Here is a 12,996-nt window from a genome sequence, read left to right as displayed (position 1 = left end):
AAGCCTAGGGTTAACCATAGACGTCCTCACGAAAGGAGCGTAACGAGATGGAGAAGATGAAGCTTCTCGCCCAGTGGACCTACACGCCCAAGCCCATTCACCGGGGCTACACCAAGGAGGTCTGCCTCGTTGACCTGGGCAACCGGGACGGCAAGTACCGTTTCGAGACCAAGACCCTGTCCGATGAGTTCGTGGAGCGCTTCACCGGCGGAAGGGGGTTCGGCCTGGGCCTCCTCTGGGAGGCGGTCAACGAGAACACCAAGTGGGATGACCCGGAGAACGAGATCATCATATCCGGCGGCCCCCTCTGCGGCATAACCCAGTACCCCGGGGCGGGCAAGTGCTACTCGGTCTTCCTCTCCCCCGCCACCAAGCAGACCTACGCCAGCAACGCGGGGGGGTACTTCGGTCCCCTGATCAAGTTCTCCGGCTTCGACTCCTTCGAGCTGAGGGGCATCGCGGACCGTAACGTGATCATCTTCGTGGACGGGGACCAGGGCAAGGTGGAGATATACGAGTCCCCCTTCAGCCCCAAGGACAACTCCTACACCATAACCGATGAGCTCCACGACTACTTCTCCGCAGAGGATGAGGATAGGGAGAACGGCAAGAGGGCCATATCGGTGGTCTCCACTGGCCAGGCGGCGGCCCACAGCTACATCTGCGGCATGAACTTCAGCTTCTACGACCTGCGCCGCAAGGTGGCCAGGCTGAAGCAGGCGGGCAGGGGTGGCGGCGGCACGGTGCTCCGCCACAAGGGGGTCCACGCCCTAGTGGTCAAGAAGCGCAAGGTGACCGGCGTGGAGAACGACCCGGCGGACCTGGCCACCCTCCAGCAGGTGGGCATAAAGCTCCACAAAGAGATCCACGACTACGATGACGTGCAGTGCAAGATGCGCAAGGTCGGCACCGCCCACCTCAACGAGGTCATGAACGACTACCACCTGTTGCCGGTCAACAACTACAAGTTCGGCCAGCATCCGGACATAAACAACATCCACTCGGACGTCTACACCAGCCTCTTCACCCAGGGGCTCCCCGACGGGTGCTGGTACGGTTGTTCCCTCTCCTGCGCCAAGGCGGCGGACAACTTCGAGCTGAAGACCGGACCTTGGAAGGGCAAGAAGGTGACCGTCGACGGCCCCGAGTACGAGACCGCCGCATCCCTCGGATCGGTCATTGGCATATTCGATCCCAAGTGGACCATAGAGGCCAACTTCTACGCGGACCACTACGGGTTCGACACCATATCCCTGGGCACCATCCTGGCCTTCCTGGCAGAGTGCTACGAGCTGGGGCTCATCAACAAGGACCACACCGGCGGCCTTGAGCTCACCTTCGGCAACAAGGACGCCATGATGGAGATGATCCACCGGATGGCGGAGGGCACCGACGAGTTCGCCGTGGCGGCCAGCCGGGGCATAAGGTACCTCAAGGACTTCCTCAGCGAGAAGTACGGGGCGGACCGCAAGGTGATGGAGGACATCGGCATGGAGGGACAGGGCCTGGAGGTCTCCCAGTACCGGTGCCAGGAGTCCATCGCCCAGTGGGGAGGCTACTTCCTCACCCTCAAGGGTCCCCAGCACGACGAGGCGTGGCTCATCTTCATGGACATGGTCAACAAGCAGCTCCCCACCTTCGAGGACAAGGCGGAGGCCCTCTACTACTTCCCCAACTTCCGGCTCTGGTTCTCCCTGGTGGGCCTCTGCAAGCTACCCTGGAACGACATCGAGCCGGCGGACAACCACATCCGCTACAAGGGCATCGAGGCCGCCAAGGTGCCCGAGCACGTGCAGAACTACGTGGATATCTTCAACGCCGTCACGGGCAAGAACATAACCAAGGAGGACATAATCACCCAGTCCGAGAAGGTCTACAACTTCGAGCGGGTCTTCAACCTCCGGATGGGCAAGGGGACCAGGGAGTGGCACAACATCCCCGCCAGGGGCCTGGGACCCGTCTTCGAGGACGAGTACATGGCAAGGCCGGACTACTTCGACGATAAGCTCCGGGAGGCGGGCATAGACCCCCAGGGACTCTCGGTCAAGGAAAAGATCGAGAAGCTCCAAGCCCACCGCAGGGCCCAGTGGGAGAAGCTGGTTGATGCGGTCTACAAGCGCAGGGGATGGAACAAGAACGGCATCCCCACCCTTGAGACCGTAAAGCGCCTCGGCATAGACACCCCTGAGGTGGTGGAGGTGCTGAAGAAGCACCTGCGCCCGGAGGACGAGTGGGACAACTGATGGATAGCTTCATCACCGTCAACGGAGATCGGCACCCCTGGAGAGAGGGGATGACCGTCAAGGACCTGCTGGACGAGAAGCGGTTCACCTTCCGAATGATCGCCGTATGGATCGACGATCGACCCGTGGAGCGGGATCGATTCGACTCCACCCCCATACCCAAGGGGGCCAAGGTACAGGTGGTTCACATGATAAGTGGCGGCTGATGAACCCAATGTAACTTAACGGGTCGCTGAAGGAGGTGAGGGGCGGACCTAGATGGTCCGCCCCTCACCTTAATGTCCCAGTACCGAGATCCCCTCAATCCGATAGTTTCCCAACCAGCAACAGGTCCTCCTTGGACAGCTGGGCCAGCCCTCTCTTCCAGGCGAAGACCGCCGCCTGGGTCCTGTCCACCAGATCCAGCTTCTTTAGGATGTGGCTCACGTGGTTCTTCACCGTCTTCTCCGAGAGGACCATCTTCCGGGCTATCTCCCCGTTGTTGAGTCCCTGGGAGATCCAGTAGAGCACCTCCATTTCCCTGGGGGTTAGCCGGGACAGAAGGTCCCGCTCCTCCCTCCTCCTGTTGAAGGTGCTGAGCAACTTGCCCGCCACCTTCGGATCCACGTACGAGTGCCCCCGGTAGACGGACCTTATGGCGGACAGTAGCTCCGCCATGCCCGACGCCTTGAGAACGTAGGCATCTATCCCAACCGACGAGAGGGCGGTTATGTGGTCATCGTCGTCGAAGGCGGTAATGGCCACGAACCTGGGGGAGCACCCCATGGCCTTTAGATCCTTGACCACCTGGATCCCGTCCTTCTTGGGCATGTGGATGTCGAAGAGAAGCACATCGGGCTTCAGGGCGGACACCATCTCCACCGTGGCATCCCCGTCCTCCGCCTCCCCTATGACCTCCATGTCCTTCTCCATCTCGAGGAGGCGGCGCAGACCATCCCGGAAAAGCCTATGGTCATCCGCCAGAACTATCCGTATCTTCCTCATGGTCCAACCTCCCAAGGGGTATGCTGAATACTACCGCCGCCCCCTTGCCGGGGGCGCTATCTATCCTCAGGGTGCCTCCCAACAACCGCACCCGCTCCTCCATGTTGACGAGGCCGAAGGAACCCCTCCTATGGGCCTCCGCCCTGGCCTCCTCGGGGTCGAAGCCCCTGCCATCGTCCTGGACCTTGAACGTGGCGGCCGCGTCCCCAAAGGACGCCAGGATCTTAACGTTCCTGGCGCCCCCGTGACGGATGCCGTTGGTCACCGCTTCCTGGATCACCCGGTAAGCATTGGCCCTGCCCGGACCGTTGAGACAGTCGGCCCCTCCCTTAACCACCACGTCCACTTTTACCTTGTACCTTTCGGATATAACCTGGGCCAGGACCTTTAGCCCGTGCTCCAGCCCTAGGTCCAACCCTGAAGGCTTGAGGCGCCAAAGGAAGTTCCTGAAGTCCAAAACCGCATCCCGCATCTGCTCCCGAAGGCACTCTATCTCCCTCATGGCGCCTGGCGCATCACCCCCGGCCACGCAGGACTCGAGCTTGTCCAATATTAGGAGCGCACCGGAGCAGTGCTGGGCCGGCCCGTCGTGAACGTCCCTGGCCAGCCGGAGGCTCTCCTGCTCCACCAGCCTCAGGGCCATGGCCAGATCCCTGTAGCTGGCCTCCGATGGATTGAGCTTGGGGGAACCGGCGTTTTCCCTTATTACCGCCAGCGCCAGCTTCAGCTTCCACATGGTCTCATCGGTCTTGAACAGCATTCTCTCGAGCCTGGCCTTGTCCCTCTCCAGCTGATCCCGCCGGCGCCTCAGGTTCCGCTCCCTCTCCTCGAAACTTCCCTTAAGCTTCATTAGCCGGGAGGCCTCCTCGTAGGCCTCCGCCTGCAGGGCCTCATCCTTCATCTGAGCCCCCTTGGCTAGACGAGCCCGGGCCTTCTTGTACGCCTCCGCCAACGAGTCCGAGGCGGCCATCACATCATCCAGCTCCCGCCTCAACTCTTCTATCTCTCGCTGCTTCTCCTTGACGCTGGTTCTTATCTCATCCTTTATGTCCAGTACGGTCTCTATGCTGGAGTCCAGGGACTTGGCCGCCACGTCTATGGTCTCGTCTATCTTCTTGATCCAACCGTCCTTCTCCAAACCCCAGCCCCCCTGGCAAAATCTCTCCCCACCATTATAATTCGGACACGACCACACGAAACTCAACCTCCGGGAGAAGAGCCGATGTCTGACGAGAACACCCCATCTCCATCCAGGAACATAAGACACCAGGTGGGCAAGGCGGTCCACCTTTTCTCCATGATAGCCCCAGGAGACAGGATAATGATAGGCCTGTCGGGGGGGAAGGACAGCATGCTGCTATCCATCTGCCTCCGGGAGCTTCAGCGCCGGAGCCCGGTGAGGTTCCACCTCATGACCTGCTTCATCGACCCCACCGGGGGGGAGATGGACCCCGCCCCCTTTGAGGAGTTCTCGGCTAATATAGGGGTACCCTTCGTGCTCATCCGACACGACACGTTCAAGATAATAGAGGGGCGAGGGGAGAGGAACCCGTGCAGCCTGTGCGCCAACCTGAGGCGGGGCATATTGGCCTCGGCGGCCCGGGAGAGGGGTTGCAACGCCATAGCGCTGGGGCACCACCTGGACGACGCGGTGGAGACCGCCATGATGAACCTGCTGATGGCGGGCCGCTTCAGATCCTTCGAGCCCGCCATGACCATGTCCCGTTCCAACGTAAAGGTGATAAGGCCCCTGGTGTTACTGCGGGAATCCGCCATAGAGGCGGAGGTCCGCCGCCTGGGGTTGAAGACCATGGCCCCCCCCTGTCCCTTCGGGAGGGTAACCCAGCGAACCAGGGTCAAGGGGCTCATAAGGGAGATCGAGTCTGAGGTGCCGGACGTGACGGGCAACATACTAAACGCCCTTACGTCCATTCCACGTCCCCTGGGATGGGGGCGTGAGGGCTAGAACCCAAGGAAGCATCAGGACCCAAGAGAGGAGGCCCACCAGTGCAAGATCAGGAGACCCTTGAGCGATACTTCTCCTGGGACCCCAGGGACAACGAGGACTTCAGGCCCATGATAATTGGCACCGGCTCCATCGGGGGGAAGGGGAGGTCCCTCCTTTACGCCGCAAGGCGCCTTTGGTCAAGCGGCAACGAGCTCCTGGCGTCGGTAAGAATCCCCCCATCGATGTTCATAGGCACCGACGTGTTCCTTCAGGTCATGGAAAGCATCGGGGGCCAGGACCGGGTTAAGTCCCTGATAGGGGACGACGGCACCGCAGTGGAGGCGGCCTTCCTCTCCACCCGCCTTCCGGACTACGTGATCCCCCCTTTGAGGGACTTCCTATCCCGGGTGGAGGATCCGGTGGTGGTTCGGAGCAGCAGCGTGCTGGAGGACTCCATCAAGCACTCCTTCGCGGGCAAGTACAGGTCCACCTTCCTAATGAACCGGGGATCCCTAGAGGAGAGGGTCCGAAGGGTGGAGGAGGAGATCCTCCGCATATACGCCCGAACCTACTTCCCAACCGCGGTTAGCTACCGCAAGAAGCACCAACTGGGGGACGATCTGATGGGGATAATCGTCATGAGGATGTCCGGTCGCTGGAGGGGCAGGTACTACTACCCCACCACCGGCGGGGTGGGCTACTCAAGGAACGTGAGGCGCTGGACAACCCGGATCAGGATGGAGGACGGGATCCTTAGGTTCGTGTTCGGCCTTGGGACCATGAGCACCAAACGGGGGTACGCCAGGACCTTTTCCCTCACCAACCCGGCCCTTAGGCCCGAGGGGTCCAACCCCTACAAGATAATGAAGCACGCCCAGGAAAAGTTCCAGGCCATCGACGGCACCACCGAGGAGCTGGTCACCCTGGACGTGAAGACCCTGTGGCGGGAGCTCCTCCGCTGGCACCCAAACCTGGGGACCTTCGCCCAGCTGTACACGGTGGACGGGGACACGGGCTACTTCTCATCGGTGGACTACTCAACCGAGATCCCAAACGCCTACTCCAAGATATGTTTCACCTTCGAGGACTTCCCCAAGAAGTGTCGCAGGTTCTTCGACCGCATGAGGGCCCTATTGCCCCTGCTGGAGCAGAGCATGGGGGTACCTGCGGACATCGAATACGCCTACGAACCCACGGAGGACCAGCTGGAGCTCCTGCAATCCAGGCCCCTCTGGATCGGAGGCGTTGCGGTGGGCTCCGCCAAGATCCCGGACCTCACGGGGCGAAAAGTGATCCTCATGGCGGACCGGATGGTGACCGACGGGGTCCTTGAGGACATACCCTATCTGGTCTACGTGGACTACCGGATATACTCTTCGGATCCGGACTTCCACTCGGTTGCCAGGGGGATAGGATATATCAACCAGTCCATGGGGGACCAGAGATACGTACTGGTGGCCCCAGGTAGGGTGGGCTCCAGCAACCCGGAGCTTGGGGTGCCGGTCCAATACAACGAGCTGACCCAGTGCGCCTGCATCGTGGAGCTGGGGATACCAAAGTCGGGGCACATGCCGGAGCTGTCCTACGGCACCCACTTCTTCTCCGATCTGGAAACGGACAACGTAATGTACCTTCCGGTATACGACGGGGAGACTGGAAACCTGTTCGACCAGGACTGGTTCGACTCCGCCCCCTTCGTCCAGGGCCCCCACATGGCCATAAGGATCTACCGGGGTAGCTTCTCAGTCTACTCGGACGGCACCGAGAACCGGGGGGTGGTGGTGGCCAACCGAGTGAATCCCCCGTGCGAAGACTAACGTTGAAACTTGAAGGGATGGGGGGAGCTCAGCTCTCCCCATCCCTCTGCCGCCATATCCGCCAGGCGCCCCTAACCTACTTCAGAAGCCCGGAAACGATGAAGTCCACCGCCTCGTCCTCCGTGAGCCCCTTGGCCATCAGCCCCGCGATCTTGTCGTCCGCGATCCGGCCTATGGCAGCCTCGTGGGTTATCTCCGCCTCCGCGTGAGAGGCCCGGACCACCGGGGAGGCCTCCGCCACCGCCTCACCCTGAACTATCTCGGTGCAGTCCACATGCCCCCTGGCCCCCGGGGCGGCCCCATCGATGGTCCCGTAGAAGGTGCCGGTGCTCCTGTCCTTGAGGACCACTCGGGCCTTCACCAGGGCGGTGCTGTCCCGGCCCGATAGCTTCACCACGTCCTGGACAAGGCAACGGTCGTCCATCTTCCCGTAGACCTTGGAGGTTATCTCCACCGAGCTGCCCACCCCCTTGGCGTCCACGTAGATGTCTATGGAGAGGTCTCCGACCCGGCCCTCCACCAGGGTGAAATCCCCCCGGTAGATCGCCTTGTCCTCCAACACCACGTTGGTCTTGGGGCGGACCACGATCATCCCCTCCGGACCGTGGACGTGAACCTCGTTGTAGGTGAGGGACGAACCCTCCTCCAGGTGGATCTCACCCTCCATCTGGTGGAGGAACTCCTCCGCGTTGGGGAAGACACAGTGGGCCAGGAAGACCGCCTGAGAACCCCTGCGCATCCTTATCTTGGTGTCTATGGTCTGGCGACCCTCCCTGCCCAGGTGGCCGAAGCAGATGTGAACTGGCTTGGCAAGCTTAACCCCCTCCTGGACGGTTATGAGGGCCCTTATGCCGTCCTGGGTCTCCTCCGCATCTATCACAACCCCGGGTAGGACGAGGGAGGACAGCACCTTGTTGCCGTGCACCACCACCGACACCGTGTCGGGGCTACCGAAGTGGGCACCGGAGCTCCTCTCCGCCACCTCCACCAACGCCTTGTACTCGGAAGCCACATCAAACATCCTTGGCCACCTCCCCAACCAGGTCCGGGGATGAATCAGAGCAGGGTTCACACTGGGACATGAAGTAACGCTTGACCGCCTCGGCGCTCCCCTCCAGGATCACGTGCCCCCGGCATATAAGGTAGGACCTGTTGCACTGGGCGGCCACGTCCTCCCGGTGGGTTATTATGAGCACCGAGCTCCCCTCCCGGACCATCCTGCGGAAGAGCTCCATTATCTCCACCAGGGCCAACAGGTCCACCCCGGAGTCCGGTTCGTCCAGGATGGCCAGCTTCGGGCGCATCAGGTACACCGACGCCAGCTCGATCCTCTTCCTCTCCCCGCCGGATAGGGCCTTGTCCACCCGGCGATCCAGGTAAGCCCCCTCCAGCTGAACGAGGCTCAACGCCTCCAATAGCTCCTGGCGGCCCAGGTCCTTGCGGGACAGGGAGAGATACTCCCCGACGGTTATGCCCTCGTACCGGGCCGGGTGTTGCCACGCCAGGGTTATCCCCGCCCGGGCCCTGTCGGTTATGCTCCAATCCGTCACGTCCTGCCCCTCGAAGATCACCCTGCCCTTGGAGGGAGCGTACTGGGGAAGCCCCATTATGGAGTAGGCCAGGGTAGACTTTCCCGCCCCGTTGCGGCCCAGTACCCCCACCACCTCCCCCCGGTTCACCTTTATGTCGAGGCCCTTTAATATTACGTTGCCCTCCCGCTGGACCTCCAGGTCCTCCACCAAAAGCAACGGCTCTCTGTTGGTCATCGTCAAGCCTTCCTCTCTAGAAGCCTAAAGGACCCGGAGGGATAGCTCCTGGGACAGCTTCTCCAGCATGGCTATGCCCCCCAGGGAGTTGCCCTTGGGATCAAGGGCGGGTCCGAAGACCCCTATGCCGTAACGCATCGGCACCGACGCCACGATGCCTCCCCCCACGCCGCTCTTGGCGGGAACCCCCACCCGGACGGCGAACTCCCCGGATCCATCGTAAAGGCCACAGGTGGCCATTAGGGCCCTCAGGACCCGGCAGACCTTGGAAGGAAGGACCCTCTCCCCGGTGAAGGGATTGACCCCGCCGGACGCCAAGGTGGCACCCATGACCGCCAGGTCCCGGGCGTTAACGCTCAGGCTGCACTGCATGAAATAGCTGTCCAGGATGTCCTCTATGTCCCCCTCCAGGACACCAACGCTCCTCATGAAGTAAGCCAACGACCTGTTCCTGTCGCTGGTCTCCTTCTCGGACAGGTAGACCGCCTCGTCCAGGTTCAGGTCTTGGGATCCGGTGAGCCGCCTTGCCAGGTCTCTCACCGCCTCGAAGCGCTCACGGGCCTCCCCATGGGGAAGAAGCGACAGGGTCACTATGGCACCGGCGTTTATGAGGGGGTTCTGGGGCCTGTGGGGCGCCACCATCTCAAGCCTCATTATGGAGTTGAAGGGATCCGCGGTGGGATCCACCCCAACCCGGGAGAAGACCCTCTCCTCCCCTATCTCCACCATGGCCAGCCCCAGGGAGACCACCTTTGATATGGACTGCATGGTGAACTTCCTGTCCCAGTCGCCGGCGGTCCATACCTCACCCTGGACCGACGCCATGGCGATCCCCAGGAGGTCCGGATCCTGCTTGCCAAGCTCGGGGATGTAGGTGGCCACCCGACCCTGCCGGGCCAGGGGACGAACCTGTTGGATAACCGTCTCCAAAACGCTGTTTATCAAGACCTGGTACCTCCCACAATTAAACGCATCTGAGGTCTCTAAATGACGTCGTTCATTATCTGGCCGAACGACTCCCGGGCCCGCTTGGCATCCTGCTCGAAGCCCTGGCGCCCCATGAGCCCATAGGTGTACCTCTTCCCCTGCTCCACCCCCGGCTGATCGAAGGGGTCTATGCCCATGGCCAGCCCCGTCAGGGCGGTGGTGAACTCGTAGAAGAAGATGAGCTCCCCTAAGGACTCGGGGGTGAGGCCCTCCATCTCTATCCAGGCCACAGGGCGCCCCTGCCCCGCCAGGGAGGCGGCGGTGGCCATTGCCTCGCTCCTCAGCATCTCCCCCAACCCGTGCCCCGCCAGATACCCTATGGGCTCCAGGGACTTGAACGGCACCTGGGGTATCACCTGGTCGCTGGGGAACTTGACGTCTATCAAGGTGAAGAACTTGTCATCGGGCCCCTCCATGTAGAGCTGGACCTGGGAGTGCTGATCTATGGCCCCCAGGGCTCTCACCGGGGTGGTACCCCTTCCCGCCTTCCCCAGGCTCTCCCCCCACAGCTGGGCGAACCACTCGGCGAAGCGCTCGAGCCTGCTAGAGTAGGGCATGATCACCGCAATGGGCCTGCCGGATATCTCGTGGTAAAGGTGAGCGCAGGCCAGCCTCATGGCCGGGTTGAAATCGAAGGCCCCATCCGCCAGGAGCATGTCCCGCATTGACCTGGCCCCCTTAAGGATGCCCGCCACATCTACACCCAAGGCAGCGGCGGAGAGGAGCCCCACGGGGCTAAGGACCGAGTAGCGCCCCCCCACGTCGGACCGGAGGGGAAGGCTCCTGCACCCGGTCTCGTTTACGAAGGCCCTGAACACCCCCCCTTGGGGATCGGTGATGAGGAGCACCCGGTCGGTGGCGTACCCCAGCCTTTGTAGGAACCACATGAACTGGGAGGTGGTCTCCGCGGTGGACCCCGACTTGCTGACCCCCACTAGGGCAAAGTCGGTGTCCTTGACCTTGGCCCAGATCTCCTCCAGCTTCATGGGATCCGGGTTGTCCGCCAGGAAGAAGGCGGGGCGCCTGTCCGCTAGGACCAGGTCACCCACCAGGGCCTGGTGAAGCATCAGGTTCCCCAGGGCGGAACCACCTATACCCACCTGAACGAAGGCATCGAAACCCTGGAGCCATCGGGCGGCCTCCAATATCTGATCCAGGGGCTGATCTGGTAGGTCCATCCACCCAAGCCAAGAGGGATTAGCCCGGGAAGAAAGGCTAACGAAGGCGGACTCCAGGCTACCCCTAAGGGAAGCAAGGACCTCCCCAGTCGGGAGGTCCCTTCCCCAGGCGGCGCCGAAGGCGAACCTAAGGGATCCTTCCATGGTTACTTCTCCCCCAGGTCCTCGCGGTCCACGGTTATCTCCACCTCGGCGGACTGGACGTCCCCGGGGATGAAAAGCTGCCTGCGCCTTATGACCACCGAGACCAGCTCAGCCACGCTGTAGGTTAACATTATCCGACGGGCTATCTCCAGTGCCAGCCCCTCCATGGCCTTGAACTTGGTGGTCATGACCACTTTCTGGACTATATCGTAGACGGAAGCGTCCATTATTGGGGGCATCTTGTCCTTGTCCAGGGAGGAGGGGTCCACGTCGTAGGAGATGCTGAGCTCTATCTCCAGAACCTGCCCCAACTCCCTCTCCACCTCAAGGGCACCATGGAAAGCGTGAAAGTGGATCCCCTTGATGGTCATGGTGGTTAGCATGGCTATCGCCTCCTAAGCAGTGTGGGCTTTACTTACACCCTACATGATACCAAATGTGCCCCCCATATACAGCAAGTGGGCCGGATAGCCGGCCCACTGAGGCAGAAGCAAGTGTCCTAAATGATCCCCGCCTCGCGGAGAGACTTCTCGATGGCCCCCTGGTCGAATCCCACGATGTACTTCTCACCTATCTGGATCACCGGCACCCCCATCTGCTTGGTGGCCCTAACCATCTCCATGGCGGCCTCCCGGTTGGCGCTCACATCCACGTCCTCGTAAGACACGTTGAGGGACTTGAGGTAATCCTTCGCCTTCACGCACCAGGGACAAGTCTTCGTGGAGAAAACCTTAACCTGCATCATCATCGCCTCCATCCGTTCGTTGTGCCAGCTATTCTAAAGCGGCATAACATACCCTTATGGGGTATATGCTACCACCAAACGGTCCCAAGTCAACCCCCGGGCCAGGACCTCACGGAAGCAAAAATTTTCGCCTCTTATACCTCTCAATCCCCGGTCTTGACCTGCTGGGGGAACAGGTATAGAATACACTTGCTTTCGGGATGTAGCGCAGCCTGGCTAGCGCACCTGCATGGGGTGCAGGTGGTCGGAGGTTCGAATCCTCTCATCCCGACCAGGATTGAAAGGCGGGGATCCTTCCCCGCCTTTATTATTTATGTACGGCTGACGAGGCCGTGGGAGGGGTCTAGCTTGCCTTCCGAGAGGTTCGTCCACAACACAGACATAGGTCAGAACTTCCTCATAAACCGGGGCATCGCGGAGAGGATCGTGGATGCCGCCCAGATATCCCCCCAGGACATCGTCCTGGAGATAGGCCCCGGTAAGGGGGTCTTGACCCGCCAGATCCTAGCCACCCCGTGCAAGGCCCTGGTAGCGGTGGAACTGGACCGGCGGCTGGAGGAGTTCTTAAGCCCCATAGCCCAGCAGGATCCACGGCTTTCCCTGATCTGGGGGGACGCCCTTAGACTGGACCTCTCAAGGGACATACCCTTTCATCCCACCAAAGTGGTGGCCAACCTGCCATATCACATCACAACCCCCATCGTTTGGAAGCTCCTGGAGGAGCTGGCTCCACTGGGGCTGGTCCGGATGGTGCTTATGGTGCAGAGGGAGGCGGCAATGAGGATGCTCCAGGGGGCCAAGGGCAAGGACAGATCCCCCCTGGGCGTAACCCTAGAGGCCATGGGATGGGTATCCAAGGCCATTAGCGTCCCCCCCGGGGCTTTCAGACCCATACCCAAGGTCAACTCCTCGGTGATCCGGATCGACATCGACAAAAACAGGGAACTGCCAACCGATCCGAGATGGAGGAGGATGCTGAAGGCCTCCTTCTCCCAGAGGCGAAAGAACCTGCTGAACAACTGGCAGGCAGCGGGCATACCCAGGGAGGAGGGGGAGCGCCGCATCGAGGCCCTAGGCTTGATGGCCAACGCCCGGGCGGAGGAGCTCACCTTGGATCAGTGGCTAACCCTTGCCCGAGGGTACGAATGGTGACAACCGAAATCGCATGAGCAGTCGAGGGGAGC

The 12,996-nt window shown here is 61.3% G+C and carries 13 protein-coding genes and 1 tRNA gene; 6 read left to right on the top strand and 8 right to left on the bottom strand.

Annotated elements, in window-relative coordinates; genetic code table 11:
* The first annotated feature begins 47 nt into the window (after nucleotides 1–47).
* Both TACI_RS04050 and thiS read left to right on the top strand, forming a co-directional pair.
* Nucleotides 48–2,243 (top strand): aldehyde ferredoxin oxidoreductase family protein, encoded by a 2,196-nt coding sequence (locus TACI_RS04050; RefSeq protein WP_012869551.1) that lies wholly within the window; start codon nucleotides 48–50, stop codon nucleotides 2,241–2,243.
* Nucleotides 2,243–2,449 carry a sulfur carrier protein ThiS gene (gene thiS / locus TACI_RS04045; RefSeq protein ID WP_012869550.1) on the top strand — a complete coding sequence of 69 codons (207 nt, stop codon included), beginning with the start codon at nucleotides 2,243–2,245 and terminating at the stop codon, nucleotides 2,447–2,449. The genes TACI_RS04050 and thiS overlap by 1 nt, the downstream gene beginning before the upstream one ends.
* Nucleotides 2,450–2,543: 94 nt before the next feature.
* Here the strand turns inward: thiS and TACI_RS04040 are convergent, their stop codons facing one another.
* Nucleotides 2,544–3,227 carry a response regulator gene (locus TACI_RS04040; RefSeq protein ID WP_012869549.1) on the bottom strand — a complete coding sequence of 228 codons (684 nt, stop codon included), beginning with the start codon at nucleotides 3,225–3,227 and terminating at the stop codon, nucleotides 2,544–2,546.
* A complete protein-coding gene (locus TACI_RS04035) occupies nucleotides 3,196–4,365 on the bottom strand; it encodes a sensor histidine kinase (protein WP_012869548.1) in 1,170 nt (389 codons plus the stop codon). Before TACI_RS04035 ends, TACI_RS04040 begins: the two co-directional genes overlap by 32 nt.
* 84 nt (nucleotides 4,366–4,449) lie before the next feature.
* Between TACI_RS04035 and TACI_RS04030 the strand changes: the two genes are divergently transcribed.
* Together TACI_RS04030 and TACI_RS04025 are read left to right on the top strand one after the other, a co-directional pair.
* Entirely contained in the window at nucleotides 4,450–5,193 is a 744-nt protein-coding gene (locus TACI_RS04030) for a tRNA 2-thiocytidine(32) synthetase TtcA (RefSeq protein ID WP_012869547.1), read from the top strand.
* A gap of 41 nt (nucleotides 5,194–5,234) precedes the next feature.
* The gene (locus TACI_RS04025) at nucleotides 5,235–6,992 is read left to right on the top strand and encodes a PEP/pyruvate-binding domain-containing protein (protein ID WP_012869546.1); all 1,758 of its coding nucleotides are present in this window, start codon (nucleotides 5,235–5,237) and stop codon (nucleotides 6,990–6,992) included.
* Nucleotides 6,993–7,068: 76 nt separating this feature from the next.
* Here the strand turns inward: TACI_RS04025 and TACI_RS04020 are convergent, their stop codons facing one another.
* The 6 genes from TACI_RS04020 to TACI_RS03995 form a co-directional block, all read right to left on the bottom strand.
* Nucleotides 7,069–8,013 carry a SufB/SufD family protein gene (locus TACI_RS04020; protein WP_012869545.1) on the bottom strand — a complete coding sequence of 315 codons (945 nt, stop codon included), beginning with the start codon at nucleotides 8,011–8,013 and terminating at the stop codon, nucleotides 7,069–7,071.
* Nucleotides 8,006–8,758, bottom strand: a complete 753-nt coding sequence (locus tag TACI_RS04015) for an ATP-binding cassette domain-containing protein (RefSeq protein ID WP_164925139.1) — start codon at nucleotides 8,756–8,758, stop codon at nucleotides 8,006–8,008. Before TACI_RS04015 ends, TACI_RS04020 begins: the two co-directional genes overlap by 8 nt.
* A 24-nt stretch (nucleotides 8,759–8,782) precedes the next feature.
* The gene (gene glsA / locus TACI_RS04010) at nucleotides 8,783–9,703 is read right to left on the bottom strand and encodes a glutaminase A (RefSeq protein ID WP_012869543.1); all 921 of its coding nucleotides are present in this window, start codon (nucleotides 9,701–9,703) and stop codon (nucleotides 8,783–8,785) included.
* Nucleotides 9,704–9,741: 38 nt separating this feature from the next.
* Nucleotides 9,742–11,067, bottom strand: a complete 1,326-nt coding sequence (locus TACI_RS04005) for a hypothetical protein (protein WP_012869542.1) — start codon at nucleotides 11,065–11,067, stop codon at nucleotides 9,742–9,744.
* A 2-nt stretch (nucleotides 11,068–11,069) separates the two neighbouring features.
* Nucleotides 11,070–11,450 (bottom strand): dihydroneopterin aldolase, encoded by a 381-nt coding sequence (locus TACI_RS04000; protein WP_012869541.1) that lies wholly within the window; start codon nucleotides 11,448–11,450, stop codon nucleotides 11,070–11,072.
* Nucleotides 11,451–11,566: 116 nt separating this feature from the next.
* Nucleotides 11,567–11,809: a glutaredoxin domain-containing protein gene (locus TACI_RS03995; protein ID WP_164925138.1), complete on the bottom strand. Its 243-nt coding sequence runs from the start codon at nucleotides 11,807–11,809 to the stop codon at nucleotides 11,567–11,569.
* Nucleotides 11,810–12,008: 199 nt separating this feature from the next.
* Between TACI_RS03995 and TACI_RS03990 the strand changes: the two genes are divergently transcribed.
* Both TACI_RS03990 and rsmA read left to right on the top strand, forming a co-directional pair.
* Nucleotides 12,009–12,086: transfer RNA gene (locus TACI_RS03990), tRNA-Pro, on the top strand.
* Nucleotides 12,087–12,160: 74 nt separating this feature from the next.
* Complete coding sequence (gene rsmA, locus TACI_RS03985) at nucleotides 12,161–12,964, top strand: 16S rRNA (adenine(1518)-N(6)/adenine(1519)-N(6))-dimethyltransferase RsmA (protein WP_012869539.1); 804 nt, start codon at nucleotides 12,161–12,163, stop codon at nucleotides 12,962–12,964.
* The last annotated feature ends 32 nt before the right edge of the window (nucleotides 12,965–12,996 follow it).

Origin of the sequence: Thermanaerovibrio acidaminovorans DSM 6589, assembly GCF_000024905.1 — a bacterium.
GTDB lineage: Bacteria > Synergistota > Synergistia > Synergistales > Synergistaceae > Thermanaerovibrio > Thermanaerovibrio acidaminovorans.
The sequence above is the reverse complement of the archived record's forward strand: the minus strand, read 5'-3'. Positions and strand labels throughout refer to the sequence as shown.

Excerpts from the sequence above, each read along its gene's own strand:
- TACI_RS04030 (WP_012869547.1), top strand. The coding sequence starts at position 4,450 with ATGTCTGACGAGAACACCCCATCTCCATCCAGGAACATAAGACACCAG.
- TACI_RS04040 (WP_012869549.1), bottom strand. The coding sequence starts at position 3,227 with ATGAGGAAGATACGGATAGTTCTGGCGGATGACCATAGGCTTTTCCGG.
- TACI_RS04005 (WP_012869542.1), bottom strand. The coding sequence starts at position 11,067 with ATGGAAGGATCCCTTAGGTTCGCCTTCGGCGCCGCCTGGGGAAGGGAC.
- TACI_RS04000 (WP_012869541.1), bottom strand. The coding sequence starts at position 11,450 with ATGCTAACCACCATGACCATCAAGGGGATCCACTTTCACGCTTTCCAT.
- TACI_RS04020 (WP_012869545.1), bottom strand. The coding sequence starts at position 8,013 with ATGTTTGATGTGGCTTCCGAGTACAAGGCGTTGGTGGAGGTGGCGGAG.
- thiS (WP_012869550.1), top strand. The coding sequence starts at position 2,243 with ATGGATAGCTTCATCACCGTCAACGGAGATCGGCACCCCTGGAGAGAG.
- TACI_RS04015 (WP_164925139.1), bottom strand. The coding sequence starts at position 8,758 with ATGACCAACAGAGAGCCGTTGCTTTTGGTGGAGGACCTGGAGGTCCAG.
- TACI_RS04050 (WP_012869551.1), top strand. The coding sequence starts at position 48 with ATGGAGAAGATGAAGCTTCTCGCCCAGTGGACCTACACGCCCAAGCCC.
- TACI_RS03995 (WP_164925138.1), bottom strand. The coding sequence starts at position 11,809 with ATGCAGGTTAAGGTTTTCTCCACGAAGACTTGTCCCTGGTGCGTGAAG.